This is a genomic window from Azospirillum thermophilum (assembly GCF_003130795.1).
In the GTDB taxonomy this organism is placed as follows: Bacteria; Pseudomonadota; Alphaproteobacteria; order Azospirillales; family Azospirillaceae; genus Azospirillum; species Azospirillum thermophilum.
Window position 1 is genome coordinate 2,304,032 of record NZ_CP029353.1, and the last position, 24,760, is coordinate 2,328,791.

21 protein-coding genes are annotated in these 24,760 nt (G+C 72.9%); 13 read left to right on the plus strand and 8 right to left on the minus strand.

Annotated elements, in window-relative coordinates:
- Window positions 1-526: 526 nt before the first annotated feature.
- The 7 genes from DEW08_RS17265 to DEW08_RS17290 all read left to right on the plus strand — a co-directional run bounded on the left by DEW08_RS17265 (window position 527) and on the right by DEW08_RS17290 (window position 9,055).
- A complete protein-coding gene (locus tag DEW08_RS17265) occupies window positions 527-2,233 on the plus strand; it encodes a COG4223 family protein (protein ID WP_146214711.1) in 1,707 nt (568 codons plus the stop codon).
- Window positions 2,230-3,579: a heme biosynthesis protein HemY gene (locus tag DEW08_RS17270; RefSeq protein WP_109329174.1), complete on the plus strand. Its 1,350-nt coding sequence runs from the start codon at window positions 2,230-2,232 to the stop codon at window positions 3,577-3,579. Before DEW08_RS17265 ends, DEW08_RS17270 begins: the two co-directional genes overlap by 4 nt.
- Window positions 3,580-3,890: 311 nt before the next feature.
- A complete protein-coding gene (locus DEW08_RS17275; RefSeq protein WP_211107145.1) occupies window positions 3,891-5,189 on the plus strand; it encodes a dicarboxylate/amino acid:cation symporter in 1,299 nt (432 codons plus the stop codon).
- Window positions 5,190-5,331: 142 nt separating this feature from the next.
- A complete protein-coding gene (locus DEW08_RS17280) occupies window positions 5,332-6,705 on the plus strand; it encodes a sensor histidine kinase (RefSeq protein ID WP_211107146.1) in 1,374 nt (457 codons plus the stop codon).
- Window positions 6,702-7,283, plus strand: coding sequence for a sensor histidine kinase (locus DEW08_RS31725; protein WP_211107147.1), 582 nt, complete (start codon window positions 6,702-6,704; stop codon window positions 7,281-7,283). Before DEW08_RS17280 ends, DEW08_RS31725 begins: the two co-directional genes overlap by 4 nt.
- Window positions 7,256-8,602 (plus strand): sigma-54-dependent transcriptional regulator, encoded by a 1,347-nt coding sequence (locus tag DEW08_RS17285; RefSeq protein ID WP_109329178.1) that lies wholly within the window; start codon window positions 7,256-7,258, stop codon window positions 8,600-8,602. The genes DEW08_RS31725 and DEW08_RS17285 overlap by 28 nt, the downstream gene beginning before the upstream one ends.
- 183 nt (window positions 8,603-8,785) lie before the next feature.
- Window positions 8,786-9,055 (plus strand): hypothetical protein, encoded by a 270-nt coding sequence (locus tag DEW08_RS17290; RefSeq protein ID WP_146214712.1) that lies wholly within the window; start codon window positions 8,786-8,788, stop codon window positions 9,053-9,055.
- 28 nt (window positions 9,056-9,083) lie between these two features.
- Here DEW08_RS17290 and DEW08_RS33230 read toward each other — a convergent pair whose 3' ends face one another.
- The 6 genes from DEW08_RS33230 to DEW08_RS17315 all read right to left on the minus strand — a co-directional run bounded on the left by DEW08_RS33230 (window position 9,084) and on the right by DEW08_RS17315 (window position 18,285).
- On the minus strand, window positions 9,084-9,410 hold the full coding sequence (locus DEW08_RS33230; protein ID WP_281262058.1) for a substrate-binding domain-containing protein: 327 nt from the start codon (window positions 9,408-9,410) through the stop codon (window positions 9,084-9,086).
- Window positions 9,404-11,062 carry a molybdopterin biosynthesis protein gene (locus DEW08_RS17295; protein WP_281262043.1) on the minus strand — a complete coding sequence of 553 codons (1,659 nt, stop codon included), beginning with the start codon at window positions 11,060-11,062 and terminating at the stop codon, window positions 9,404-9,406. The genes DEW08_RS33230 and DEW08_RS17295 overlap by 7 nt, the downstream gene beginning before the upstream one ends.
- Window positions 11,063-11,104: 42 nt before the next feature.
- Window positions 11,105-12,376, minus strand: coding sequence for a molybdopterin-binding protein (locus DEW08_RS17300; protein WP_109329182.1), 1,272 nt, complete (start codon window positions 12,374-12,376; stop codon window positions 11,105-11,107).
- A 31-nt stretch (window positions 12,377-12,407) separates the two neighbouring features.
- Complete coding sequence (locus DEW08_RS17305) at window positions 12,408-13,325, minus strand: diguanylate cyclase (protein ID WP_109329935.1); 918 nt, start codon at window positions 13,323-13,325, stop codon at window positions 12,408-12,410.
- Between the two features lie 10 nt (window positions 13,326-13,335).
- Window positions 13,336-17,121, minus strand: a complete 3,786-nt coding sequence (locus DEW08_RS17310) for a response regulator (RefSeq protein WP_109329184.1) — start codon at window positions 17,119-17,121, stop codon at window positions 13,336-13,338.
- Window positions 17,122-17,226: 105 nt separating this feature from the next.
- The gene (locus tag DEW08_RS17315; RefSeq protein ID WP_109329186.1) at window positions 17,227-18,285 is read right to left on the minus strand and encodes a DMT family transporter; all 1,059 of its coding nucleotides are present in this window, start codon (window positions 18,283-18,285) and stop codon (window positions 17,227-17,229) included.
- 152 nt (window positions 18,286-18,437) lie between these two features.
- Here DEW08_RS17315 and DEW08_RS17320 point away from each other — a divergent pair, with 152 nt between their 5' ends.
- The 6 genes from DEW08_RS17320 to DEW08_RS17340 all read left to right on the plus strand — a co-directional run bounded on the left by DEW08_RS17320 (window position 18,438) and on the right by DEW08_RS17340 (window position 22,331).
- Window positions 18,438-19,583: an NAD(P)/FAD-dependent oxidoreductase gene (locus tag DEW08_RS17320; protein ID WP_109329937.1), complete on the plus strand. Its 1,146-nt coding sequence runs from the start codon at window positions 18,438-18,440 to the stop codon at window positions 19,581-19,583.
- A gap of 158 nt (window positions 19,584-19,741) precedes the next feature.
- The gene (locus DEW08_RS17325; RefSeq protein WP_109329188.1) at window positions 19,742-20,212 is read left to right on the plus strand and encodes an Hsp20 family protein; all 471 of its coding nucleotides are present in this window, start codon (window positions 19,742-19,744) and stop codon (window positions 20,210-20,212) included.
- A gap of 43 nt (window positions 20,213-20,255) precedes the next feature.
- On the plus strand, window positions 20,256-20,477 hold the full coding sequence (locus DEW08_RS17330; RefSeq protein WP_109329190.1) for a DUF1150 family protein: 222 nt from the start codon (window positions 20,256-20,258) through the stop codon (window positions 20,475-20,477).
- A gap of 173 nt (window positions 20,478-20,650) precedes the next feature.
- Window positions 20,651-20,986 (plus strand): hypothetical protein, encoded by a 336-nt coding sequence (locus DEW08_RS32550; RefSeq protein WP_245986375.1) that lies wholly within the window; start codon window positions 20,651-20,653, stop codon window positions 20,984-20,986.
- The gene (locus DEW08_RS17335) at window positions 20,968-21,774 is read left to right on the plus strand and encodes a hypothetical protein (protein WP_245986376.1); all 807 of its coding nucleotides are present in this window, start codon (window positions 20,968-20,970) and stop codon (window positions 21,772-21,774) included. The genes DEW08_RS32550 and DEW08_RS17335 overlap by 19 nt, the downstream gene beginning before the upstream one ends.
- Before the next feature lie 131 nt (window positions 21,775-21,905).
- Window positions 21,906-22,331: a tellurite resistance TerB family protein gene (locus DEW08_RS17340; RefSeq protein ID WP_181449428.1), complete on the plus strand. Its 426-nt coding sequence runs from the start codon at window positions 21,906-21,908 to the stop codon at window positions 22,329-22,331.
- 117 nt (window positions 22,332-22,448) lie between these two features.
- Here DEW08_RS17340 and DEW08_RS31260 read toward each other — a convergent pair whose 3' ends face one another.
- A complete protein-coding gene (locus tag DEW08_RS31260; RefSeq protein ID WP_168220383.1) occupies window positions 22,449-23,774 on the minus strand; it encodes a hypothetical protein in 1,326 nt (441 codons plus the stop codon).
- Window positions 23,775-23,959: 185 nt separating this feature from the next.
- Complete coding sequence (locus DEW08_RS17350) at window positions 23,960-24,607, minus strand: ParA family protein (protein WP_109329192.1); 648 nt, start codon at window positions 24,605-24,607, stop codon at window positions 23,960-23,962.
- Window positions 24,608-24,760: the final 153 nt, after the last annotated feature.

A 24,760-nucleotide genomic window follows, 5' to 3' on the forward strand; every position in this document is an offset into this window, starting at 1 on the left:
TACGTCCTTCCAGGCGCCGGTACGCCGCCCCACCCCCGTCGCACAGGCGGGGTGCTTCGCCATGTCGCAGGGGAGTGGAGAGCTGCCGGCGCGGCGATCGTTCCGGGTCCGGCAGTCCGGACGAACCCGCAGCGGGGCTGCCGTACGACTCGCCCGGGGCAGGCCCGTGCCCCTCCGGTTCTCCGACGGGACGGGCGCCGCGATCCGTACGCATGACCTCCACGGGGTGCTGTTTTTCTCTCCCCGGACACCCCCCGGCTTTGTTAGGTTGGTGGCCCAGGCGGGGCCGGTCGATCCGTGCCGTACGATCGATGCGCTCTGCCTCAGCCCCGCGGTTGCGGATGCTGCCCGCACGTACGGCGCCCCGGGAGGCACGCCGCAACGGAACGTACGGGCCGCCGCCCGACCGGCGCAGGAGGCTCCGACCGCCCCGCTGCCGGACGACGTGCCGGCGATCGGCGCGGCCCGGGGGAGCCGCCGGGGCTGCGGCGTCAGACGAACAACAGCGACCAAGAAGGCACCCCCGATGACCTCTCGTTCAGGCTCCGACCGACCGACACCAGACCAGGAGAGCGAGCCGGGCGGCTCCGCCCAGGGTGGGGGTGCCGTTGACCGCATCGTCGAGCGTTTCGGCGGCATCCGGCCGATGGCCCACAAGCTCGACATTCCGGTGACGACGGTGCAGGGCTGGAAGAAGCGCGGCGCCATTCCGCTGGCGCGCCATGCCGACCTGCGCGCCGCCGCCGCCAGGCACAAGATCACGCTGGACGAGGCCGATCTCGAGGCCGCGACCCCGAGCGAGGACAAGCCCGCCGCCGACACCACCCCGGCCGGCGTCACGGTGGTGGACGCCCCGGTGGTCGAGTCGATCGATCCGGTGACCTCCGCCCCCGTCCCCGCCGACCCGGCTGCGGGCGAGCCCGTGGCGGCCGCCCCGGCGGAACCGCCGGCCGCCGAGGCCAAGCCGGAAGACGCAAAGCCGGAAGACGCAAAGCCGGACGCCGGGAAACCGGCGGAGACGGTCGAGACCACCGCCGGACCCGAGCCCTATGCCGCCGCCACCGCGGCGCCGGAGCCGGCCGAGCCGCGGCGCGCCGAGACCATCCGCGACGTGCCGCCGCCCTATGTCGACGAGCCGCGCTCCGGCAGCGGCTTCGCCACCGCCCTGTCGCTGGTCGCCCTGCTGGTCGGCGCCGCGGCGCTGTCCGAGCCCTGGTGGGGCCCGAAGGTTCCCGGCTGGCCGGGCCGCGACGCGGCGGTCTCCGTCCCCGCGGCGGCTCCTGCCGCCGACCCGGCCCTGCGCAGCCAGCTCCAGCAGCTCGCCGACCGCGTCGGCAAGCTGGAGCAGCGGCCCGCCGCCAATGGCGCGGCCGGCGGCGCGGCCGGCGGCGCGGCCCCGGTGGACACGGCGGCCATCGACGGCGCCCTGCGCCAGCTCGCCGGCCGGATCGACGCGCTGGAGAAGCGCCCGGCCCCCGCGGCGGCGGGCAATGCCACGGCCGCGGCGCAGCCCGACCCGCGCGTGGACGAGCTGAACACCCGCCTCGCCGGGCTGGAGCAGCGGCTGGGCGCCGTCGCCAGCACCAGCCAGGCCGCGCAGGATCTGCGCAAGGACCTGGACGCGGTGCGCCAGCAGCTCACCGGCGTGTCGAGCGCCGTCGAATCGCAGCGCAACGCCGCCACCTCGGCCCAGGCGCTGGTGCTCGCGGCCGGCCAGCTCCGCTCGGCGCTGGCCGCCGGCCAGCCCTTCCAGCAGGAGCTGCAGGCGGTGCGCGGTCTCGGCGTCGCCGACCCGTCCATCACGCAGCCGCTCGACGCGCTGGCTCCCTACGCCGCCAAGGGCGTGCCGACCCAGCCGCAGCTCACGGACCGCTTCAAGCCGCTGGCCTCCGAGATCGTGCGCGCCGCCAACCGCGGCGAGGGCAACGACTGGGTGGAGCAGGTGACCGGCAAGCTGGCGACGCTGATCACCGTCCGCCGCCAGGGCGGCGGCGTGGTCGGCAACGGGCCCGAGGCCATCGTGGCGCGGGCCGAGGCCGCGGTGGACGAGAACAACCTGCCCCGCGCGGTGGAGGAACTGTCGGCCCTGCAGGGTCCGGCCGCCGAGACCGCCGCCCCGTGGGTCGCCGACGCCAAGGCGCGGCTGGCCGCCAACCAGGCCGGGCAGCAGTTGACCACCAAGGCCATCGCGCTGCTGTCCGCCGCCTCGGGCGCGAAGGGAGCCGGCCAATGATCCGCGCGATCTGGTTCCTCATCAAGGTCGCGGTCGTCATCGCGATCGCGGTCTGGCTGGCCGACCGGCCGGGCACGGTGACCGTCACCTGGCTCGGCTACGTCATCGAGATGTCCTTCGCGGTGGCGGTGCTGATCGGTCTGGCCGCCCTGGCGCTGGCGGCGCTCGGCTACCGCTTCGTCCGCGGGCTGCTGCGCTCGCCGGGCAAGCTGCGGCGCTACGGCCGCTCGCGCCGGCGGGAGCGCGGCTACCGCGCCCTGACCCAGGGGCTGGTGGCCGTCGCCGCGGGCGATGCCCACACCGCCCGCAAGATGGCGCGCAAGGCCGACGGGCTGCTGAACGAGCCGCCGCTGACCATGCTGCTGTCGGCCCAGGCGGCCCAGCTCCAGGGCGACGACCGCGCCGCCCGGGAGTATTTCACCGCCATGCTCGACCGGCCGGAGACGGCCTTCCTCGGGCTGCGCGGCCTGCTGACCCAGTCGCTGAAGGCCGGCGACCGGGTGGAGGCCCTGCAGCTCGCCCGCCGCGCGCGGTCGCTGCAGCCGAACACGCCCTGGCTGCTCGGCACGCTCTACGACCTGGAGGCGCGGGCCGGCGACTGGGCGTCCGCCGAGGGCACCCTGCAGCAGGCCATCCAGGCCGGCGCCATCCCGGCCGAGGACGGGCGCCGGCACCGCACCGTCCTGCTGCTGGAGCGCAGCTTCGAGGCGGAGCGGCGCGGACGCGGCGACGCCGCCCTGTCGCATGCCCAGCAGGCGCACGACCTGATGCCGGGCTTCGTGCCCGCCGCGGTCCGGCTCGCCCGGCTGCAGCTCGCCGCCGGCCGCCACAAGCAGGCCTCCAAGGTGATCGAGCGGGCCTGGCGCCAGGGGCCGCATCCGGAGCTGGCCGACGTCTACCGCGAGGTGACCGACGGCTATGACCCGGTGGCGCGGGTGAAGCTGTTCGAGAAGCTGCTGACCCAGGCGCCGAACAGCGTCGAGTCGCAGATCGCCGTCGCCCGCGTGGCGATGGAGGCCAAGCTGTGGGGCGAGGCGCGCAACCGCCTGACCCGCGCGCTGGAGATCGAGCCGTCGCGCCGCCTCTACCGCCTGCTGGCCGAGCTGGAGCGCAACGAGCGCCAGGACGAGGAGGCCGCCCGCGGCTGGCTCGCCAAGGCCGCCGCCGCCCCGGCCGATCCCGCCTGGACCTGCACCGAGTGCAGCGCCGTCAGCCATGCCTGGGGCGGCCTGTGCGGCCATTGCGGCGCCTTCGACAGCCTGCAGTGGAAGGCCCCGACCCTCGCCGTGTCGCTGATGGAGCCGACCGAGGCCGCGCCGGCGCTGGCCAAGCCGTCGGCGGCGTAACGGACCGCTTCCGGTTTCCCCGCAAGCCCCCTTCCCGGCCGCCGGGAAGGGGGTTTTTCTTTGTCCCGGGCCATTCGGAAATCCGAACGGTGCTGCGGCCACTCCATCCGGAAATCCGGACGGAACCGTTGGGTCATAGAACAGGTCCTATCCGAATCAAAGGGTTATACCCCCTCGATCCCCGTCGCGATCTGGCATGGCGGTTGCTGGTCTTCGGGATCGGCCGGTGACGGCCACGGCATTCCGACCCGACCTGCCGTGGACGCCCCGGCCGGCCGTGTCCGCCCTGGGGAGGAAATCCTTCTATGAAAATGAACAAGCAGACGACCCTGATCGTCATCGCCATGATGCTGGGCATCCTGGTCGGCTATGCCTGCAACAGCCTGAGCGAAAGCCCGGCGGCGGCGAAGGAGATCGCCAGCTATTTCGCGATGGTCACGGACATCTTCCTGCGCCTGATCAAGATGATCATCGCGCCCCTGATCTTCTCGACCCTGGTGGCCGGCATGGCCGGCATGGGCGACGCCGGCACGGTCGGCCGCATCGGCGGCAAGGCGGTGGGCTGGTTCCTCATGGCCTCGCTCGGCTCGCTGTCCATCGGCCTGGTCTTCGCCAACCTCCTGCAGCCCGGCGCGCATCTGAACGTGCCGCTGCCCGATGCCGCCGCCTCGGCGGGGCTGAAGACCAGCGCGCTGAACCTGAAGGACTTCCTGACCCACGTCTTCCCGCGCAACTTCTTCGAGGCGATGGCGAACAACGAGATCCTCCAGATCCTGGTGTTCTCGGTGTTCTTCGGCCTCGCGCTGGGCAGCCTGCGCGACACCAAGGCCCGCTCGCTGGCCCACTCCATCGAGGAAGTGGTTCCGGTGATGCTGAAGGTCACCGACTATGTCATGCGCTTCGCCCCGATCGGCGTCTTCGCCGCCGTCGCCAACGTGATCACCACCCAGGGCCTGGGCGTGCTGGTGGTCTACGGCAAGTTCATGGGCAGCTTCTACATCACGCTGGCGGTGCTGTGGGCGGCGCTGATCGGCGCCGGCTTCCTGGTGCTGAAGAAGGACGTCTTCCGCTTGGTCAAGACCGTCCGCGACCCGATGCTGCTCGGCTTCTCCACCGCCTCGAGCGAGTCGGCCTATCCGCGGGTGATGGAGCAGCTCGAGAAGTTCGGCGTCAAGGACCGGGTCATCGGCTTCGTCCTGCCGCTCGGCTATTCCTTCAACCTCGACGGCTCGATGATCTACACGACCTTCGCGTCGCTGTTCATCGCCCAGGCCTACAATGTGCCGCTGAGCATCGAGCAGCAGATCATCATGCTGCTGGTTCTGATGGTCTCCAGCAAGGGCATCGCCGGCGTGCCGCGCTCCTCGCTGGTGGTGGTCGCCGCCGTGCTGCCGATGTTCAACCTGCCCGAGGCCGGCGTCCTGCTGATCATGGGCATCGACCACTTCCTCGACATGGGCCGCACCGCCACCAACGTGCTGGGCAACGCCATCGCCACCGCCGTGGTCGCCAAGTCGGAAGGCGCCATCGGTCCGGCCACCGAGGAGGAGGAGGAGGAGGACGCCCTGCCGGAGGGCGCCGTCGCCGTCTCCCCCGTCTCCGCCGAATAGCGTCCGCCTCCCCGCAAGGCCCCGCCCGCCGCAAGCCGGCAGGCGGGGCTTTTTTTGCGCCTGGGCATTCGCATCCGGGCCTTTGCATGCGGGGCCGCCGTCTCTGTTATGATGGCGTCGCGATGTTCCGGCCGCCCCGACGATGCCAGCCCCGACCACCCCGATCCTCCGCTTCATCCGCCGCTACGGGCTGCTCCTGCCGGGAGTGGCCGTGCTGGCCCTGCTGGCGGGCACCGCCGGCTTCCGCATCAGCGAGGCGATGGGGCTGACCGAGCTGCGGCAGACCGGCCACCACCGGCTCGACCTCTATGCCGCCAGCCTGGAACGCCAGATCGACAAGTACGCCTATTTCCCGGCGACGCTGGCGCTGGAGCGCGACGTGCTCGATCTGGTGACGCGCGGGCTGCCGCCGGCCCCGGCGGTCAACCGCTATCTGGAGCAGCTCAACGAGCGGGCGGGCACGCTGTCCATCTATGTGCTCGACCGGCGGGGACGGGTGGTCGCCACCAGCAACTGGAACCGGCCGGACAGCTTCCTCGGCGAGGATCTGTCCTACCGCCCCTACTTCATCGAGGCGGCGGCCGGCCGGCCCGGCCGCTTCTTCGGCGTCGGCACGACGCGGGGCGAGCCCGGCTACTACCTCTCCTCGCCGCTGACGGTGGAGGGGCAGCTCGCCGGCGTCGCCGTCGTCAAGGTCAGCCTGGAGCAGCTCGAGCTGTCCTGGTCGACGGTGGAGGTGCCGGCGCTGGTGAGCGACGAGAACGGGGTGGTCATCCTCGCCTCCGTCCCGTCCTGGAAATTCACCACCGTCCGCCCGCTCGACGCGGCGGCCCAGGAACGCTTCGACCGCAGCCTGCAATACAACGCCCGGCCGCTGCCGCCGCTCGGCCTCACGCCGCTGCGCGCGCTGGGCGGCCGGGCGGAGCTGGTGCGGCTGGCCCGGCCGAAGGACGAGGCGGCCCCCGTCTTCCCCGTCTCCGGCCGCTTCCTGGCGCAGTCGGCGCCGCTGGCCGGCACGCCCTGGCGGCTGACCGTGCTGTCGCCGGTCGAGCAGGTGACCAGCATGGCCTGGACGCGGGCGGCGCTGGCCGCGATCGGCAGCGCCTTCCTCTGCATCCTGCTGGTGATGTGGAACCAGCGCCGGCTGCATCTGCGCGACCGGCTGCGCGCCCGCGAGGCGCTGCAGCGCGCCCATGACGAGCTGGAACGCAAGGTGGAGGACCGCACCCGCACGCTGCGCGAGGCGCAGGAGGAGCTGGTGCAGGCCGGCAAGCTGGCAGTCATCGGCCAGCTCTCCGCCGGCCTCGCCCACGAGCTGAACCAGCCGCTCGCCGCCCTGCGCACCCTGTCCGGCAACGCGGTGAAGTTCATGCAGCGCGGCGACCTGGAGGCGGCCCAGGGCAACCTGGAGCGCATCGCCCGGCTGGTGGACGGCATGGGCACGCTGACCAGCCAGCTCAAGTCCTTCGCCGCAAATCCTCCGGCGATCCGCAGCCGGTCGGGGTGCGGCGGGTGATCGACAACGCGCTGTTCCTGCTCGACCCGCGGCTGCGCCGGGCCGGCGTGAGGGTCGAGCTGGAGCTGCCGCCCGACGGGACGCCCGGGGAACCGGTGGCGCTGTGCGATGCCAACCGGCTGGAGCAGGTGCTGGTCAACCTGCTGGCCAACGGACTCGATTCCGTGGAGGGGCGGGCGGAGCCCCGGCTGCGCGTCGCCGCCCGCCGGACCGGCGGCGGAAACGGCGGCGGCGCCGGGGGAGAGCGGGTGGTCGTCAGCGTCGCCGACAGCGGGCCGGGCCTGCCCGCCGACGTGCTGCCCCGGCTGTTCGAGCCCTTCTTCACCACCAAGGCGGCGGGCGGCGGGCTCGGCTTGGGGCTTGCCATTTCCGCGGGGATCGTGCGTGACTTCGGCGGGACGCTGACCGGAAGCAACGGGCCCGACGGCGGGGCCGTCTTCACGGTCGAGCTGCCTGCGGCCCCACCCCCGCCGTCATCCCCGCTTCCGCCCCCACCTTCGGCCCACCCCACGACCGCCGCCCTCGCCGATGCCGCGGCCGGAGACACCCAATGCCCGACACCGGGTCCGCAGTCCTGAAGGTCCTGATCGTCGAGGATGACGAGGATGTCGCGCTGGGCTGCCGGCAGGCCCTGCAGCTCGAAGGCATCGCGGCCGAGACGGTCGGCACGGCGGAGAAGGCCCGCCGGCTGGTCGGCGCCGGCTTCCCCGGCATCGTGGTGACCGACATCCGGCTGCCCGGCATGGACGGCATGGAGCTGCTGCGCCAGTTGCTGGCCGCCGACCCCGACCTGCCGGTGGTGCTGATGACCGGCCATGGCGACGTGTCGATGGCGGTGCAGGCGATGAAGATCGGCGCCCACGACTTCATCGAGAAGCCCTTCTCGCCGGATTACCTGGTGGAGGTGGTGCGCCGCGCGCTCGACAAGCGCCGCCTGACGCTGGAGGTGCGCGAGCTGCGCGAGCGGCTGCAGAACCGCGAGAGCATCGAGGCGCGGATCATCGGCGCCTCGCCGCAGATGGAGCGGGTGCGCCGGCTGGTCGCCGACCTCGGCGGCACTGCGGCCGACGTGCTGATCCATGGCGAGACCGGCACGGGCAAGGAGCTGGTGGCGCGCTGCCTGCACGACGCCAGCCCGCGCCGCAGCGGCAACTTCGTCGCCATCAACTGCGGCGGCCTGCCGGAAAGCCTGTTCGACAGCGAGATCTTCGGCCACGAGGCGGGGGCCTTCACCGGGGCCGGCAAGCGGCGCATCGGCAAGGTCGAGCATGCCAGCGGCGGCACGCTGTTCCTCGACGAGATCGAGAGCATGCCGATGGCGATGCAGATCAAGTTCCTGCGCGTCCTGCAGGAGCGCACGCTGGAGCGGCTGGGCTCCAACACGCCGGTCCCGGTGGATTGCCGGGTGATCGCCGCCACCAAGGTGGATCTCGGCGAGCTGGCGGAGCAGGGCCGCTTCCGCGCCGACCTCTACTACCGGCTGAACGTGGTGACCCTGCCGCTGCCGCCGCTGCGCGACCGGCGCGAGGACATCGGCCTGCTGTTCGAGCAGTTCGCGCTGCAGGCCGCCGCCCGCCACGGCCGCCCGGTGCCGGCGCCCGATCCCGAGCGGATGCGCCGCATGATGGCCTACCACTGGCCGGGCAACGTGCGCGAACTGCGCAACGTTGCCGACCGCTGCGTCCTGGGGATCGAGGGCGGCTTCCCGCCCTTCGGCACCACGGCCGTCACCGGCCCCCGCCCGCTGGCCGAGACGGTGGAGGCCTTCGAGCGCTCGCTGATCGCCGAGGCGCTGCGCCGCAACGCCCACAGCCTCGCCCGCACGGCGGAGGACCTGCAGATCCCCAAGACCACCCTGCACGACAAGATCCGCAAATACGGGCTGGGGGAGGGGTAAGGACCGGATCGCGGCCCCGGGCGCGGCCGTCAGGATGCGGCCCCGGGACGCAACCGCCGGAATGCCGCCGAGATGCCGCCGGAGACCGCGGCCGGCATCGCCATCGGGCTTGACAGCGGTCAAGGCGGCGGCTTTCCCTGCCGGACCATATCCGCCGTCCGCCCGTCCCTTCAGGAGCCCGTCATGAGCAGCCCGGCCGCCATCACCGCCGACACCGACCTCGCCACGCTGGATGCCCTCGACCCGCTGGCGCGCGGCCGGATGGCCATGCTGCATCCGGTGTTCGGGCCGGGCGTCGGGCTGCCGGACAGCGCGCGGCTGGGGGAACTCGCCAAGGCGACCGGCCTGCCGCTGGACGCCCTGCTGGCCACCGCCGCCGGGACCATCCGCGTCGTCGCCCCGGAAGGCGGCTGCGGCTGCGGCTCCTCCTGCGGCGGCGGATCGGTCCACTGAGCCGCCGGCGCGCGGCGCCGGCCGGGGTTCAGCGCTCGAAGCCCAGCCCGGCCAGCGCCTCCGCCACCTCCGGGCTGTCCAGCGCGGCCAGGAAGCGCCGGACCGCCGGACGGTCGCGGCGGGCGCGCGGGATCACGAAGTCGTAGTGCTCCTCCTGCAGCGGCAGGAACCCGAGCCCGTAGAGCCGGGCGACGCTGGCGATCGCCACCCCCCAGTCGGCCCGGTGCTGCGCCACCGCGACGGCCACCGCGTTGTGCGACTTGGCCTGGGTCCAGTAGCCGGTCGGGCGCGCCGCCCCCAGCAGCCGGTCGGTCAGGATGCGGGTGCCGCTGCCGGCGTTGCGGTTGATCAGGATGCAGTCCGGGTCGCCGGCGACCGCCGCCGCGGCCTCCTCGGCACCCCTGCCCTCGAAACGCGGATCGCCGGGCGGAAGACGATGCCCTGCAGGCGGCGGTACCCCTTCACCAGATCGAGCTCCGGCGTCAGGAAGGCCTCGTTGTAGACGCCGGTCGCGGGGTCGAGCAGGTGGATGGGCGCCACGTCGCATTCCCCGCGCCTGGCGGCGGCGAGCCCGCCCATCGAGCCGACGTTCAGCGCCTTGACCGTCACCCCCTCCCCCATCAGGCGGCCGATCAGGCTGTCGAGCCCGACGCAGTGGCTGCCGACGATGATGAGGTCGGCAGGTTCCAGGCTGCGGCCGAGGAGCTGGACGGAGACGGCGGTGCCGGCCTCCATCCCCTCGGCCTGGGCGTCGATGGCGAGAAAGCCGTCCGCCGCGCTGAAGGCGGTGACGGAGCCCGAGCCGCGCGACAGCGGATAGGCCGCCAGCCCGTCCTGCCCGCGCATCAGCGAGACCATGACGTATTCGGTGCGCCCGCGCTCCGACGCCAGCCGGACCGGCAGCGTGGCCGACACCGTCCAGGCTTCGGCCGGCGGCATCCCCGCCATGGCGCGGATGACCGGCGCCACGAAGCTGTGGAAGGTGAACATGGCGGAGGTCGGGAAGCCCGGCAGCACCACCACCGGCTTGCCACCGGTGACGGCGAGGCAGAGCGGCTTGCCCGGCTTCAGCGCCACGCCGTGCACGACGATGCCGGGATCGGTCAGCCGCGAGACGATGCGGTAGGAGACGTCGCCCGCCCCCTTCGAGGTGCCGCCCGACAGCAGCAGCCCGTCGCAGGCGAGGCCCTGCTGCACCAGCGCCTCCAGCGCCGCCTCCTCGTCCGGGGCGATGCCGAGCGGCACCGGCTCGCCGCCCAGCTCGGCCACCGCGGCGGCCAGCACGGCGCCGTTGGAATCGTAGACGGCGCCGGGCCGGATCGGGTCGCCGGGGGCGACGATCTCGTCGCCGGTGGACAGGATGGCGATGCGCGGCCGGCGCAGCACCGCGACCTCCGCCCGGCCGACGGCGGCCAGAACGCCGATCTCGCGCGAGGTCAGGCGCTGGCCCCGCCGCAGCACCGTCTCGCCCCGCCCGATGTCGGAGCCGGCGGCGGCGACGAAGCCGCCGGGCACCGCGGGCCGGGCGATGGCGACCGACAGCACGCCGTCCTGCTCGACGGCCTCCGTCTGCTCGACCATGACGACGGCGTCGGCGCCGCGCGGCAGCATGCCGCCGGTGGCGATCACCGTGGCGGTTCCCGGCTCCACCGTCAGGGCCGGTACGCGGCCGGCCGACAGCACCTCGGCGTTCAGGCGCAGCAGGACCGGGCTGTCCTCCTGCGCGCCGGTGGTGTCGGCGGCGCGCACCGCGAAGCCGTCGACGGAGGAGCGGTCGAAGCCGGGCACGTCCACCCCGGCCACCACGTCGCACGCCAGCACCCGGCCGAGGGCGGCGGAGAGCGGAACCACTTCCTCCCCCCGCGGGGCGAGGTCGAGATGGCGGCGGAACCGGGCCTCCGCCTCCTCGCGGCTGACCACCTCCAGGAACTGCTCCTGGCGGGCGGCGCGGGCGACGAAGCGGCGGATCTCCTCCGGGCTGACGGGGTGCTGGGGCTGGGCGGACACGGGCGGAGGCTCCTCAGGGTCAGGCTTCGACGGACTGTGGCACTAGACGCCGTCGAAAAGGAAGATGGTGACCGTGCTGCCGGCGGGAACGCCCTCGCTCTCCGCGGGGATCAGCACGAAGCCGTCGGCGCGCACGGCGGCGGCGAGGCCGGGCACGGCGGGCGAGGCGACCGGCTCGGCCAGCCCGTCCCCGGTCAGACGCACCCGGTAGAGGTCGGCACAGCCGATCTCCGACACCAGCTTGCGCGCCGTCACCGCCTGGACGGTGGCGTGCGGCAGGCCCGGTGCACGGCCGGCGCGGCGGCGGACCGCCCGGCCGCCCAGCAGCTCGTAGGCGGCGAGCGCCGCCATCGGTTCGCCGGGCAGCAGGACCACCGGCACCTCCCCCACCCGGCCGAGCGCGGCGCTGTCGCCCGGCCGCAGCGCCACGCCATGGAACTCCAGGCTTCCGGCTTCGGCCAGGGCGGGCGGAGCGGCGTCGTCCATGCCGACGCCGGTGCGGCCGGCGCACAGGATCAGGTCGGCCCCGGGCGCCGCCAGCGCCGCGGCGAGCGCCCCGGTCTCCGCCGGAAGCGGCTCCGCCGCCTCCACCTCGCCGCCGTCGCGGCGGACCAGCGCGGCGAGCAGGGGCGTCAGCGCGTCACCGCCCTCGCGCGGGCCGCCGGCGATCAGCAGCCTCACCCGCGGGCGCGGCACCACGCAAACCGCCGCGAGGCCGAGGCCGCCGAGCAGCCCGACATCGGCGGCGCACAGGCGGCGGCCGGGCTGCAGCACCGTCGCGCCGGTCCGCAGCGCCGCCCCCCGCCGTTCCACCCCGGCGCCCGGCGCCACGGCGTCCAGCGCCTCCACCAGCCCGGCGGCGTGCGAGACGGCCTCCACCGGCAGCACGGCGTCGCAGCCCGGCGGCAGCGGCTGGCCGGCCGACACCGGCAGGGCGGACGGCAGCGGAACGGGATTGTAGGAGCCGGCGCCCAGCGTGTCGGCCGCGGCCACCGCGAAGCCGTCGCGGGCGGCGCGGTCGCGGTCCGGCAGGTCGTCCGCCGCGGTCACCGGCGCGGCCAGCACCAGACCGGCCGCCTGTGCGGGCGGCACGAGGCAGGCGGGCAGCGCGGCGGCGGCGGCATCGATGCGGGCCTGCGCCTCGGCCAGCGGGGTCCGGCCGGAAAAGCCCCGGCCACGGACGTCCCGGTCACAGGAAGCCCGGTCATAGGAAGCTTGGCCATGGGAAGCTTGGCCATGGGAGGCTTGGTCATGAGCGCCGCCGGGCGGCGTCCGGTCCGGACGGGGGACGGCATCGCTGGACGCGGCACTCATGGGCGGGTTCCCTCTGCTGTGCCCGGAATGGTCAGAGCGCCGGCACGACCGCGCCCTCGGCCCGGTTCCGGCCGGACCGCTTGGCCTGGTAGAGAAGCTGGTCGGCAAGCTGCGACAGCGACTCCGGCGAGGTGTCGGAGGTCGGAAGGGCGGTCGCGACGCCGAGGCTGATGGTGACGTGCGGCGCCACCGGCGAGGAGGCGTGCGGGATGCCCAGGCGGGCCACCGCGTCGCGCAGCCGCTCGGCCACCAGGATGGCGCCCTCGTTCTCCGTCTCCGGCAGCAGGCAGACGAACTCCTCCCCGCCGTAGCGGGCGACGAGGTCGCTCGGCCGCTTCACCTGCTCGGCCAGCACCTCGGCGACCGCGCGCAGGCATTCGTCGCCGGCCTGATGGCCGTAATGGTCGTTGAAGGCCTTGAAATGATCGACATCCAGCATGATCAGCGACAGCGGCGCGTGCATGCGGGCGCAGCGGCGCCATTCGCGCTGCATCGTCTCGTCGAACTGGCGGCGGTTGGCGATGCCGGTCAGCCCGTCGAGGAAGGACAGGCTGCGCAGCAGGTCGGCCTGACGCTTCAGCAGCAGGTGGTTGCGCACCCGCGCCTTCACGATGGGCGGGCTGATCGGCTTGGTGATGAAGTCGATCGCGCCGACCTCCAGCCCGCGGGTCTCGTCCTCCACCTCGCTCTTGGCCGAAATGAAGATCACCGGAATGTCGCGGGTGGTGGTGTCGGCCTTGATGCGGGTGCACACCTCGAACCCGTCCATCCCCGGCATCATGATGTCGAGCAGCACGAGGTCGGGCATGCGCGACTGGACCAGCTCCAGCGCCCGCTCCCCGTCGGTGGCGAAATAGATGTCGTAGTCGTCCTTCAGGATCCGGCTGAGGACGTGGACGTTGGAGGGGATGTCGTCCACGACCAGGATCTTGGGACGCTTTTCGGCCATGGTCACCGGTTCAGACCGTCTGAAGTGAGAGGCCAAGGTCCCGCGCGATCCGTTGGACGATGCCGAGCGCCTTGACGAAGTCGAGCCCGTCGATGGCGGCGGTCAGGCTCTTCACGGTGGAAGGGTCGACGCAACCGGCCAGGGACGGTGCCAGCATAGCGAACTCTTCCGCCGCCGCGAAGTTGCTGTCTCGTAACAATATGGCGAATTGCGAAAGCCGGGACGCCAGCCGGTCGCCGGCCACCAGCGGGTCCGGCGGCGGGGGAGCGGCGGGGTCGGACCCGCCTCTTTCCAGCATTCCCGCGCCTTCCAGCACTTTCGCCAGCTCGGCGCGCAGCTCGCCGAGCTGGGTGGCGGCCGCCTCCGCCTCGCCGCGGCCCGCGGCAATCTGAAGCGCGTCGGCGGCGGCCGACAGGCGCCGGGCGCCGATGTTGCCGGCGACGCTCTTCAGCTCGTGCCCCAGCCCCTTGGCCCGCGGCAGGTCGCCGGCCGCCAGCGCCGCGGCCACCGCGTCGGCGACGCCGGCATAGCTGCGGGCGAACTCGGCGACGAATCGGCGGAACAGCGCGACGTCGCCGTCCAGCCGGCCGAGCGCGTCGTTCAGGTCGATTCCCGGAAGGGAGGCCGGCAGCCCGGCAGGACCGCCGGCGGCGGCACCGGCCGGCTGGCCGGCGGCCGCCAGCTCCGCCACGGCGGCACCGGCGGCACCGGCGGCCGGCGCACCGGCCCAGCGGCCGAGCACGGTGAAGAGCTGGGCGAGGTCGAGGGGCTTGGCGATGTGGTCGTCCATGCCGCCCTCCAGGCAGCGGCGGCGGTCGGACGGCAGGGCGCTGGCCGTCATGGCGATGATCGGCAGGCCGTCGCCGCCGGGCAGGCGGCGGATGGCGCGGGTCGCCTCGAACCCGTCCATCTGCGGCATCTGCACGTCCATCAGGACGGCGTGGAAGCCCTCCGACTGCTCGACCAGGGCGACCGCCTCGCGGCCGTTGCCGGCCAGGGCGACCTCGGCGCCCGCCCGCTCCAGGATCTCGCGCGCCACCTCCTGGCTCAGCGCATTGTCCTCGACCAGCAGGATCCGCCGGCCGGCGAGCGGGCCGGCCTCCCTCGTGCGCGGACTGTTCATGGCGCCTCCCAAGGCGGGGGCTGCGGCGGGCTGGGCCTGCCGGGGGCCGGAGGCCGCCGGCGCCGTCTCCGGCGGCTCCGCCGGGCCATGCGAATAGGCGAGCGTGACCGCGTCGAGCAGGGAGGAGGCGGTGACCGGCTTCACCAGGAAACCGCTGACCCCCGCCTCGGTCCCGGTGGAGGCGATCTTCTCCCGCCCGAAGGCGCTGACGACGATGATGATCGGCGCGCCGGCGCGGCTTCCGGCCCGGATGCGGCGGGTGGTCTCCAGCCCGTCCATGCCGGGCATCTTCCAGTCCATCAGCACGATGTCGTAGGGATGGCCGGCCGCCGCCGCCCGCTCCAGCTCGGCGATGCCCTCGGCCCCGGAGGCGCTGGCGGTGACGGTCCAGCCGAAGCCGTGGGCCATCTCGCCCAGCACCTCGCGGGCGGTCTCGTTGTCGTCCACCACCAGGACCGACAGGTCGCGCGGCACCGGCCGGGCGGCGCGCGGCCGCTCCGCCGCGGCGGCGTGGCACTGGAAGACGGCGTCGAAGTGGAAGTCGCTGCCTTTGCCCGGCTCGCTCTCCACATCCATCGAGCCGCCCATCAGCGAGACCAGCCGGGAGCAGATGGCCAGCCCCAGCCCGGTTCCGCCGTAGCGGCGGGTGGTGGAGCTGTCGCCCTGGCTGAAGGCCTGGAACAGCCGCTGCTTCTGCTCCGCCGAGATGCCGATGCCGGTGTCGCGGACCGAGAAGGTCAGCACGGCGCGGTCGTCCTCCACCGTCCGGGCGGCGACGGAGACGACCACCTCCCCCGCCTCGGTGAACTTGATGGCGTTGCCGGCGAGGTTGATCAGCACCTGCTGCAGGCGCAGCGGGTCGCCGATCAGGTCCAGCGGCACGCCGGGCGCCACGTGGAACAGCACCTCGATGTCCTTCTCCTCCGCCGAGGTGCCGACGATGACCGCGAGGTTCTGCAGAAGCTCGTCCAGGCGGAACTCCACATGCTCCAGCTCCAGCTTGCCGGCCTCCACCTTGGAGAAGTCGAGGATGTCGTTGAGGATGCCGAGCAGCGACTGCGCCGACATCCGGATCTTCTGCAGATAGTCGCGCTGGCGCGGCGAGAGCTGGGTCTGCTGGATCAGGTGGATCAGGCCGAGGATCGCGTTCATCGGCGTGCGGATCTCGTGGCTCATGTTGGCCAGGAATTCCGACTTGGCCCGGCTCGCCGCCTCGGCCGCGCGCATGGCGCGCTCCATCGCCTCCTGCGCGCGCTTGCGCTCGGCGATCTCGTGGAACACCACGACCGCGCCCTCGACCCGCCCGTCCTCCAGCATGGGGGAGGCGGTGAACTCCACCGGGATGCTGGTTCCGTCGCGCCGCCAGAAGGTGTCCTCCAGCCCGCGGTGGGTCCGGCCGGTGTGCAGCACGCGCGTGACCGCGCATTCCGCCTCCGGATAGGGGCTGCCGTCGGCGCGGGTATGGTGGATCAGCGCATGCAGGTTGCGGCCCAGCAGCTCCTCGTTGGCGAAGCCGGTCATCACCGAGGCCGCCGGGTTGGCGAAGGTGATGCGGCCGTTGCGGTCGACGCCGCAGATGCTGTCGGAGGCCGACTGCAGGATCAGGTTCATCCGCCGGTTGGCGGCGGCATAGGCGCGGTTGGCGTCCTCCAGGTGGCGGGCCGCGGCGTCGAGCTCGCCATTCGCCTCGGCGAGGCGGCGCCGGCTCACCTGCTCGCGCGACAGGCTGCGCACCGCGGCGAAGGCGAGCCCGGCGCAGGCGAACAGGGCCACCGCCACGACGATGGCGCCGCGCACCAGCCGCTCGCGCCAGGAGGCCAGCTCGTCGTCCCTGGACAGCCCGACCAGAACCACTAGCGGCAGCCCGGGAACGCGCTGGTAGGCGACGATGCGCCCGTCGTCGCCCGACGGGGCCGGCACCTCGAACACGCCGTTCGTCCCGGCGGGCAGGCGGTGCAGCATCTCCGCCGAATCCGCGCCCTCCAGCAGTTCGCTCGCGGGAAAGCGGAAGACCGGCTGCCCGTTGTCGCGGAACAGCGCGATGGTGGCCCCGGGGCCGAGGTCGAGGCTCTCGAACACCTCCTTGTAGTAGTCGAGCGCCACATTGACGTGGCCGACGCCGAGGAAGACCCCGTCCTTCTCGATCCGCCGGCTGATGGTGAAGGAGGGCTCGCCGCTCATCCGGCCGACGATCCGTTCGCCGACGTGGAAGTCCACGCCGGAGGCATGGACCTGGAAATAGGCGCGGTCGCCGACGTTTCCCTGGGGGGCGGGGTAGCGGCGGCTGGTCAGCCGGCTGACGCCGGCCGCGTCGTGGATCCAGATGGCGCTGATCTCCGGCAGGGCCTCCGCCATGGACCGCAGGAACTGCCAGAAGGCGCGGTCGCCGGCGATGCCCTCCATCCCGCGCTGATGGACCCGGTCGAGCGTGCGGGCGAGCGCCAGATCGCCGGTCGCCACGGTGCGGCGCACATGCTCCTGCAGGATGCGGGCGGCGGACTGGGCGCGGTCCTCGCCATGGCGCAGGGTTCCGGCGCGGTCGACCAGCGCCGTCATCACCCAGAATCCGACGCTGAACAGGGCGATCAGAGCCACGGTCGCCAGGATCAGGCCCTGCAGCCCGGACGGTGCGAACGCCGCCGGCTTCGCCGCGTTCGGGGATGAATGGTGCATCGGCGCGATCCGTCGGCCCTGGCTTCCGCGAGAAGGTCTTATGCCCTTTTGCCGCGAGTATGGGCTTGGCTCCGGCGGGACCGCAAGAACTTGATTGTCACGCCTTCAATGCTCGTGACGGTGGTGGAGATCGGGGTAGTGCGGATGCCGGTGGACCAGCCGCGGATGGGCGTGGCGGTGGACGTGGGGCTCCCCCGGCGGATCGTCCGGCCCATGGTCGTGCCGGTGGTGGGCATCATGGACGTGGCGGTGCGCGTGCTCCATCGGCTCATGCTCGTGCGGGTGCTCGTGACGCTCCATCAGGTGCAGCGCAAGCCCGGCGGCCATGAGGAGGGCGGCCAGGACGAAGCGCAGCGACAGCGGCTCCCCCAGGGCCGCGACGGCGAGCAGCGCCCCCACGAAGGGCGCCAGGGAGAAGTAGGCCCCGGTCCGCGCCGTCCCCAGATGGCGCAGGGCCAGCACGAAGAGGACCAGGCTGACGCCGTAGCCGAGGAACCCGACCAGACCGGCGGCCAGCATCGTCCCGGCGTCCGGCAGTTCCGCCCCCGCGGCGACGGCCAGCGCGATGTTGACCGTCCCGGCCACCGCCCCCTTCAGCATGGCGATCTGCACCGGGTCGGCGGCGGAAAGCCGGCGCGTCAGGTTGTTGTCCACCGCCCAGGCGAGGCAGGCGCCGGCCACCAGCAGCGACCCGCCGCCCAGCGAGAGGGATCCTCCCTCCCAGGACAGAAGCACCGCCCCGAGCAGGATGGCCGCCGCCCCCAGCCCGACCCGGAGGTCGACGTTCTCGCGGAAGACGACCCAGGCGATGGCCAGGGTGAAGACGCCCTCCAGGTTCAGCAGCAGCGAGGCGGCCGAGGCCGTCCCCGCCTCCAGCCCGCTCATCAGGAGCAGCGGCCCCACCACCCCGCCGCAGAGGATGGCGGCGGCGAGCCAGGGATAGTCGCCCCGCGCCAGGGGGGCCTCCGCGGCCGGCCGCAGGCGGCGCACCAGGGCGAGGCCGAGCCCGGAGCCGAGATACAGCAGCCCGGCCAGCAGCCAGGGCGACAGCCCGCCGACCAGCAGCTTCGCCAGCGGCGTGCTGGCGCCGAACAGCAGCGCCGAGCCGAGCGCCATCGCGATGCCGGCCCGTCTTTCCCGTCCATGGTCACCGTGATCGCGCATACCGGCCCCTCCGCCCACCGTCCGCGGACAGTCGGCGACGGACCGCCCGGCGTCAAGCCGGCGGCGACGCCTTCCCCTTGCCCTTCCCCTTGCGCGGGGCGCCGCTTTCCGGTCCTCTGGCGACGGTTCGCATGGACGGGGATGGCATGACGATGGACCGGGTCGAATGCGTGGTGGTCGGGGCCGGGGTGGTCGGGCTGGCGGTGGCGCGCCGGCTGGCGCAGGCCGGCCGGGAGGTGGTGATCCTGGAGGCGGCCGACGCCATCGGCACCGGCACCAGCTCGCGCAACTCCGAAGTCGTCCATGCCGGCATCTACTACCCGACCGGCAGCATCCGCGCCCGGCTGTGCGTGGCGGGGCGCGAGGCGCTCTACGCCTATTGCCGCGACCATGGGGTGGAGCATCGCCGGCTGGGCAAGCTGATCGTCGCCACCGACGAGGCGCAGTTGCCCAGGCTGGAGGCGATCCGCCGCCAGGCCGCCGCCAACGGGGTGGACGACCTCTACCGGATCGACGGGGCCGAGGCGCGGGCGCTGGAACCGAACCTCCGCTGCGTCGCGGCGCTGGTCTCCCCCTCCACCGGGATCATCGACAGCCACGGGCTGATGCTGGCCCTGCTGGGCGACGCGGAGGCGGCCGGCGCGGCGCTCGCCCTGCTGAGCCCGCTGCTGCGCGCCGAGGCGACGGAGGACGGCTTCCTGCTGGAGGTCGGCGGGGCGGAGCCGATGCGGCTCGGCTGCCGCACCCTGGTCAACGCCGCCGGGCTCGGCTCCTGGGCGGTCGCCCGCGCCATCGCCGGCTTCCCGGCGGAGCAGGTGCCGCCGCGCGTGCTGGCCAAGGGCAACTACTACGCCCTGGCGCAGGGACGCTCGCCCTTCTCCCGCCTCGTCTACCCGGTGCCGGAGGACGGCGGCCTCGGCGTCCACCTGACGCTGGATCTGGCCGGGCAGGCGCGCTTCGGTCCGGACGTCGAGTGGCTGGACGACTCCGCCCTTCCCGCGGACACCCCGGCCGACCATGCCCGGATCGACTATGCGGTGGATCCGCGGCGCGCCGACTCCTTCTACGGGTCGGTACGCGCCTACTGGCCCGGCCTGCCGGACGGGGCGCTGGTGCCCGCCTATGCCGGCGTGCGGCCCAAGCTGAGCGGGCGCGGCCAGCCGCAGGCCGATTTCCTGCTGCAGGGACGGCAAGCCCACGGCATCGCCGGGCTGGTCAACCTGTTCGGCATCGAATCGCCGGGGCTGACCTCCTGCCTCGCCATCGCCGGGGAGGTCGCCGGGCTGCTGGAGCGGTAAACGCGGCCGCGGGCGGGCCGCTTCTTCCTTGACCCGCGGTGCGGCATTGCCAATCTAATGGTCGTGGCAGCGCCGCCCCCTGGCGGGCTGCCGCTTCGCCGGGCGCCGGAAACGGGCCCACTTCGTGCAACTCGCTCGCGTCTTGAGGAGGATGCGCCGTGACGACCCGACTCTCTCTCTTCAACAGCCCGCTTCTCCTGGGCTTCGACCAGTTCGAGCGCACGCTCGACCGGATCGCCAAGAATTCGGCGGAAGGCTACCCGCCCTACAACATCGAGCAGACCAGCGAGGACGGGCTGCGGATCACGCTGGCCGTCGCGGGCTTCACCTCCGAGGACCTGTCGGTCCAGATCGAGGACAACCAGCTCGTCATCCGGGGACGCCAGACCGACGACAAGTCGCGGATCTACCTGCATCGCGGCATCGCGGCGCGGCAGTTCCAGCGCAGCTTCGTCCTGGCCGAAGGGATCGAGGTGGTCGGCGCCTCGCTCGACAACGGGCTGCTGAACATCGACCTGAAGCGCCCGATGCCGGAACCGAAGATCCGCACGATCAAGATCGAGCAGACCGCACCGTCGGCCAACCAGCCGCGCACCATCGACGTGGCGCCCGACCGCACCGAAGGGTGAATCGGACGCGCCCGCGTGTCGCCTACCGGAAAGGGACACCATCATGGACAACACGACCGTCACGACCCTCCGCCAGCTTTCCCCGCAGGACTTCGCCGCCTTCGGCGTCGACCACGTCGCCTATGTGCGCCCGGTGACGGTGAACGGCGTCACCGCCTTCTCCATCCATGCCGCCGACGGCACGCCGCTGACCGTCCTGCCGAAGCAGGACGTCGCCTTCGCCGCCGTCCGCCAGAACGACATGGAGCCGCTGAGCGTCCATTGACCGGTGCATCGGCGGGCGGTGCATCGGCGGTCCTTCGTCCGGCGGCGGCCGGCGATCGGGGTCAGCCGTCCTTGTCAGCGCCCGCAGGTGCTGTATGGTGCTGACGAGGGCCGGCGCCGCGACGGCGCGGGCGACGGCGACGATTTCCTGACAGGCTCCAGACGCTGGAAAGAATGACGGTGGACGGCGAGGCCGGCGGCGGCGAAGAGAACCCGGAAGAGGGCAAGACCCCCGCGGAGGAGGGCAAGGCGCGCGCTCCTTCCGGGCCCGATGCGGCCAAGCGCAAGGCCTGGGAGGACGAGGCCCGCGACGCCCTGCACATCCTTCCCCTGTCGGCGATCCCGCTGGAGACGCCCGGCCTGCAGCATGCCCGGCTGATCAAGAACGTCCGCCTGCAGACGGTGGTCGAGATGTTCCGCGACGCCCAGGCCGGCAGCGGGCAGGTCTCCCCCAGCACATCCCCGCCTATTTCGAATCCTACAAGGAGGAGGTGGAGCGGGATCTGGTGAAGATCGAGAAGATCGGCCGCGCCTCCAGCTTCGACGTCTATTCCTCGCGCATCGAGCTGAGGCGGCTGAACATCGACGTCAACAACGTCGAGTCACTGACCCTGTCGGACAAGAAGAAGGCCGAGCTGACGAGCTACATGCGCGTCTTCACCCGGCCGCTGATGGAATATGTCTACGGGTCGCAGGACATGCAGGTGTCCGACGTCAGCGACATCATCCAGCTTTTCGCCAACCCCAACCGGGAGGAGGCGCTGCGCAACCTGCGCACCATGGCCGACCGGCTGGACATCGGGCTGACCGAGATCCCGCAGTTCCTGGAGGAGTACGGCGACATCTTCCTGTCGCTCGCCTATTTCAAGAAGTGCCTGGACGAGATCGTTCCGGAGGTCGAGAAGTTCCTGAACTGGATGTCGGAGATCCGCGCCTCTGCCGAGATCAAGCGCGATCCGCGGCAGATCAAGACGCTGGACGAGATCAGCCGCGACCTGACCGACATCTCCACCTCGATCACCGGCCGGTTCGAAAGCTTCGACAACCGCTCCAAGGACTTCTGGAGCGACATCAACGCCGAGACCTTCCGGTCGATCCGCGAACTGATCGCCTCGCACCACATCACCATCGGCGGCGTGCTCTGCGGTCTGGCGGTGAAGATGAACCTGTGGAAGAGCCGCTTCGCCCGCGGCGGCGGAGGCCCCAACCGCCGGCTGGAGTTCGTGAAGTCGGAGATCCTGCCGGGCCTGTCGCACATCAAGGCGCTGGAGCAGTCGGCCCGCACCAGCGGCGTGTGAAACCTCCCGGCGAGCGGGCGCGGATGACGCCCGTTTCATGAAGCATTTGTCATCTGCGCGCGTCTTGAGGCGCGCAAGCCGGCACCCCCATATCCGCTGCGGTTCAACCGCACAGCATAGGGAGTGCTTCCATGGGTCTGTTCGACATGTTCAAGGGCAACGCGCCGATGGACCTGACCCCACGCCGCGTCCTGGTGATCTCGCTGATCCACTGCATGGGATCGGACGGGGAGATCGACCCGGAGGAGGTCGGCCACCTCGTGTCCGTGCTCGGCCGTTCGGCCACGCGCGAGGAGCTGGACCGCTGCCTGAAATATGCCCGCGGCACCCCGGTGGACGCCTTCCTGCAGGAGGCGGCGCCCAGGCTGTCCGAGGACCAGCGCCGCTGCATCCTGCTGAACATGATCGACAGCGCCATGGCCGACGGCGAGGCGGAGTCGGGCGAGCGTGACCTGATCGCCCGCTTCCAGCAGGCCTTCGGCTTCAGCGACGAGGCGCTGGAGCCCTTCGTCCGCGGCCTCGTCGCCAAGAACGACCGCCGCATCCTCGACGCCTGATCCACCGTCCGGCCACATCGCATCCGGCCACATCGGCGGCAAACGGATCGGCGGCAAACGGATCGCAGAAAAAAGCCCGGCCGGAGCGAGCGCCCCGGCCGGGCTTTCCCGTCGGCGTCAGGAGCGGGCGGGCAGCAGGGCGGCGCTGCGCGCGGTCATCAGCGAGACGGCCTCGTCCGCGGCCAGCCGCGCCCGCGCGTCGGCCAGCCAGGGGCCGGCAGCCTGCGCGGCCTCGCCCTCCAGCGCGATCATCAGCTCGACCGCGGCGGCCAGCTCGCCCCCGGCGACCAGCACCCCAGCCTTCTGCACGGTCCCGGCGGCGCCGCGCCCCTCGACCGCGTTGACCGCGGTGAAGCTCAGCAGGCCGGCAGCCCCGGAGACGAGGCCCCAGACCCGCTCGCCCAGCCCGGGCCCCTCGGCGACCGCGGCGCTGCCGTCGGCCGGCTGGCCCGCCGCATCGGCGGCCGGCGGCTGCGGGGTGGCCTGGGGAGCCTGGGACGCCTGACCGGCGGCTGCGGCGGCAGCGGCAGCCTCGGCGGCCTTCGCCTTGGCGGCTTCGGCGGCGCGGGCGTCGGCGGCCAGCACCTCCGGCACCGCCAGCAGGAAGCGGGCGGCAAGCTGCTCGCGGGTCGGGACGCCGGTGGTCGCGTAGGGGGTGAGCTTGTCGAGCGCCTTGGTCAGCGCCGCGTCGGCGATGCCGGAGGCGCGCACCGCCACCAGTTCCGCCGCGAAGGGGTCGGACTCCTCCAGCGCGCCGCGCAGTTCCGCCATCGCCAGCGCACCGACCGCCTTGCCGTCGGGCAGCGCCGCCACCTTGCGGTCGAGCGCGGCGAGGCTGGTCTCCAGCGCCGCGATGCGGTCGCTGAGCGAGGCGCCGGCCGCCGCGGTGCCCAGCCGGGTCTCCAGCGACGAGACGCGGTCGGTCAGGGCGAGGGTGGCGACCTTCTGGCGCTTGGCTTCCGGCAGCCAGAGCGGCTGGGTGACGAGGGCGCCGACGCCGGCGATCGACACGACCAGGGCGATCGAGGCCAGGGCGACGGCGCCCGAGGAGCGCGGTGCCGCCGGGGCGGGCGGAGGGGGCACAACCGGTTCCGAAAGCGATGAGGACACGACCGTCTCCGTGGTTGAAGGGGGTTCGACCGGCGCGGCGGCCAGGGGGACAGGATCCGGCGCGGGCTGCGGCGCGGCCGGCTCGGTGGAAGGGGTGGACGCAAGGGCGGCGGCCGGCGCCCCGGCCACGGCAGGCGCAGGGGCGGGCGGCTCGGAAGCGGGCGGCTCGGGGGCGGGCGGCTCGGGCGCCGCGGGCTGGACAGGCGCGGCCGGAGCCGGCGTATCCGTCGCCGCGGCGGCCGGTTCGGCCATGGCGGGGACCGGGTCGGGCTCGGCGCTGCCGGTCAGCGGCGTGGCCGGCGCCACCGGATCGGCCGCCACGTCGACCGTCACGTCCCCGGCCTGGGGCTCAGGGGCCGGGGACTCATGAGCCTGGGAAACCGGGGCCTGGGAAACCGGGGCCTGGAAGACGGGCTCCGGAGCGGTGTCCGGGGCCGGCGGCGCGGCAGGTTCCGCGGCGGGCGCTGCCGCGGCAGGCGCGATGTTCTCGCGCAGCGAGGGACGCTTCCTGGGGGCCATCACTTCACCCTTCTGACGATCGCCGCGAGAACCTCGATCTCCTCATGCGCCACCGAGCGCGGGGCATAGGAGCCCACCCATTCGCCGACCGTGAAGGCGTCGACATGGGCGGTGCGCTGGCCGATGGCGGGCGCCACCGGCTCGCCGAACTCGTGCAGGACCGCCTCGATCTCCTTGCCGGCGGCGGTGCGGCGGTCGACGCGCGACGGCACCAGCAGGCAGCCGGGCCGGCGGTCGCCCCGCTCCGCCCGGACGCGGGCCAGCAGGTCGATGGCCTTGGCCGTCGCCTTCAGGTCGGCGCCGCTGGCGGTCACCGGCACCACGAACAGGCTGGCCGCATGCAGGGCGTTCAGGATGGCGTCGCCGAGCTGCGGCGGCAGGTCCAACACCACGAAGTCGTGCGAGGCGGCGAGGCCGTCCACCCGGTCGCGCCAGCCGGCGCCGGCCTCCTCGAAGGGCAGCGCGGTGACCGCGACGGGAAGCCGTCCCTTCGCCCCCCAGTCGCCGGCGGTTCCCTGCCCGTCGGCATCGACGAGCGCGACCCTGGCCTTGCCGCCGTTCGCCAGCGCACACGCCACGTTGACGGCCACCGTGCTCTTGCCGGTGCCGCCCTTCAGGTTTCCGACTGCGATGATCTTCCCGGGCATGGGAAAACGGTATCGCAGATATTCTGCGAAAGAAAAGAGCGCATCCGACCGAAAGGGGTAGTCCGGGGGTTGAATTTGCTGCGAGGCAGCAAAATGCTGGTGTCTCCCCCGGTCTGGCGGCCTCCCGACCCGACGGCGTGCGTCTGCACGGAG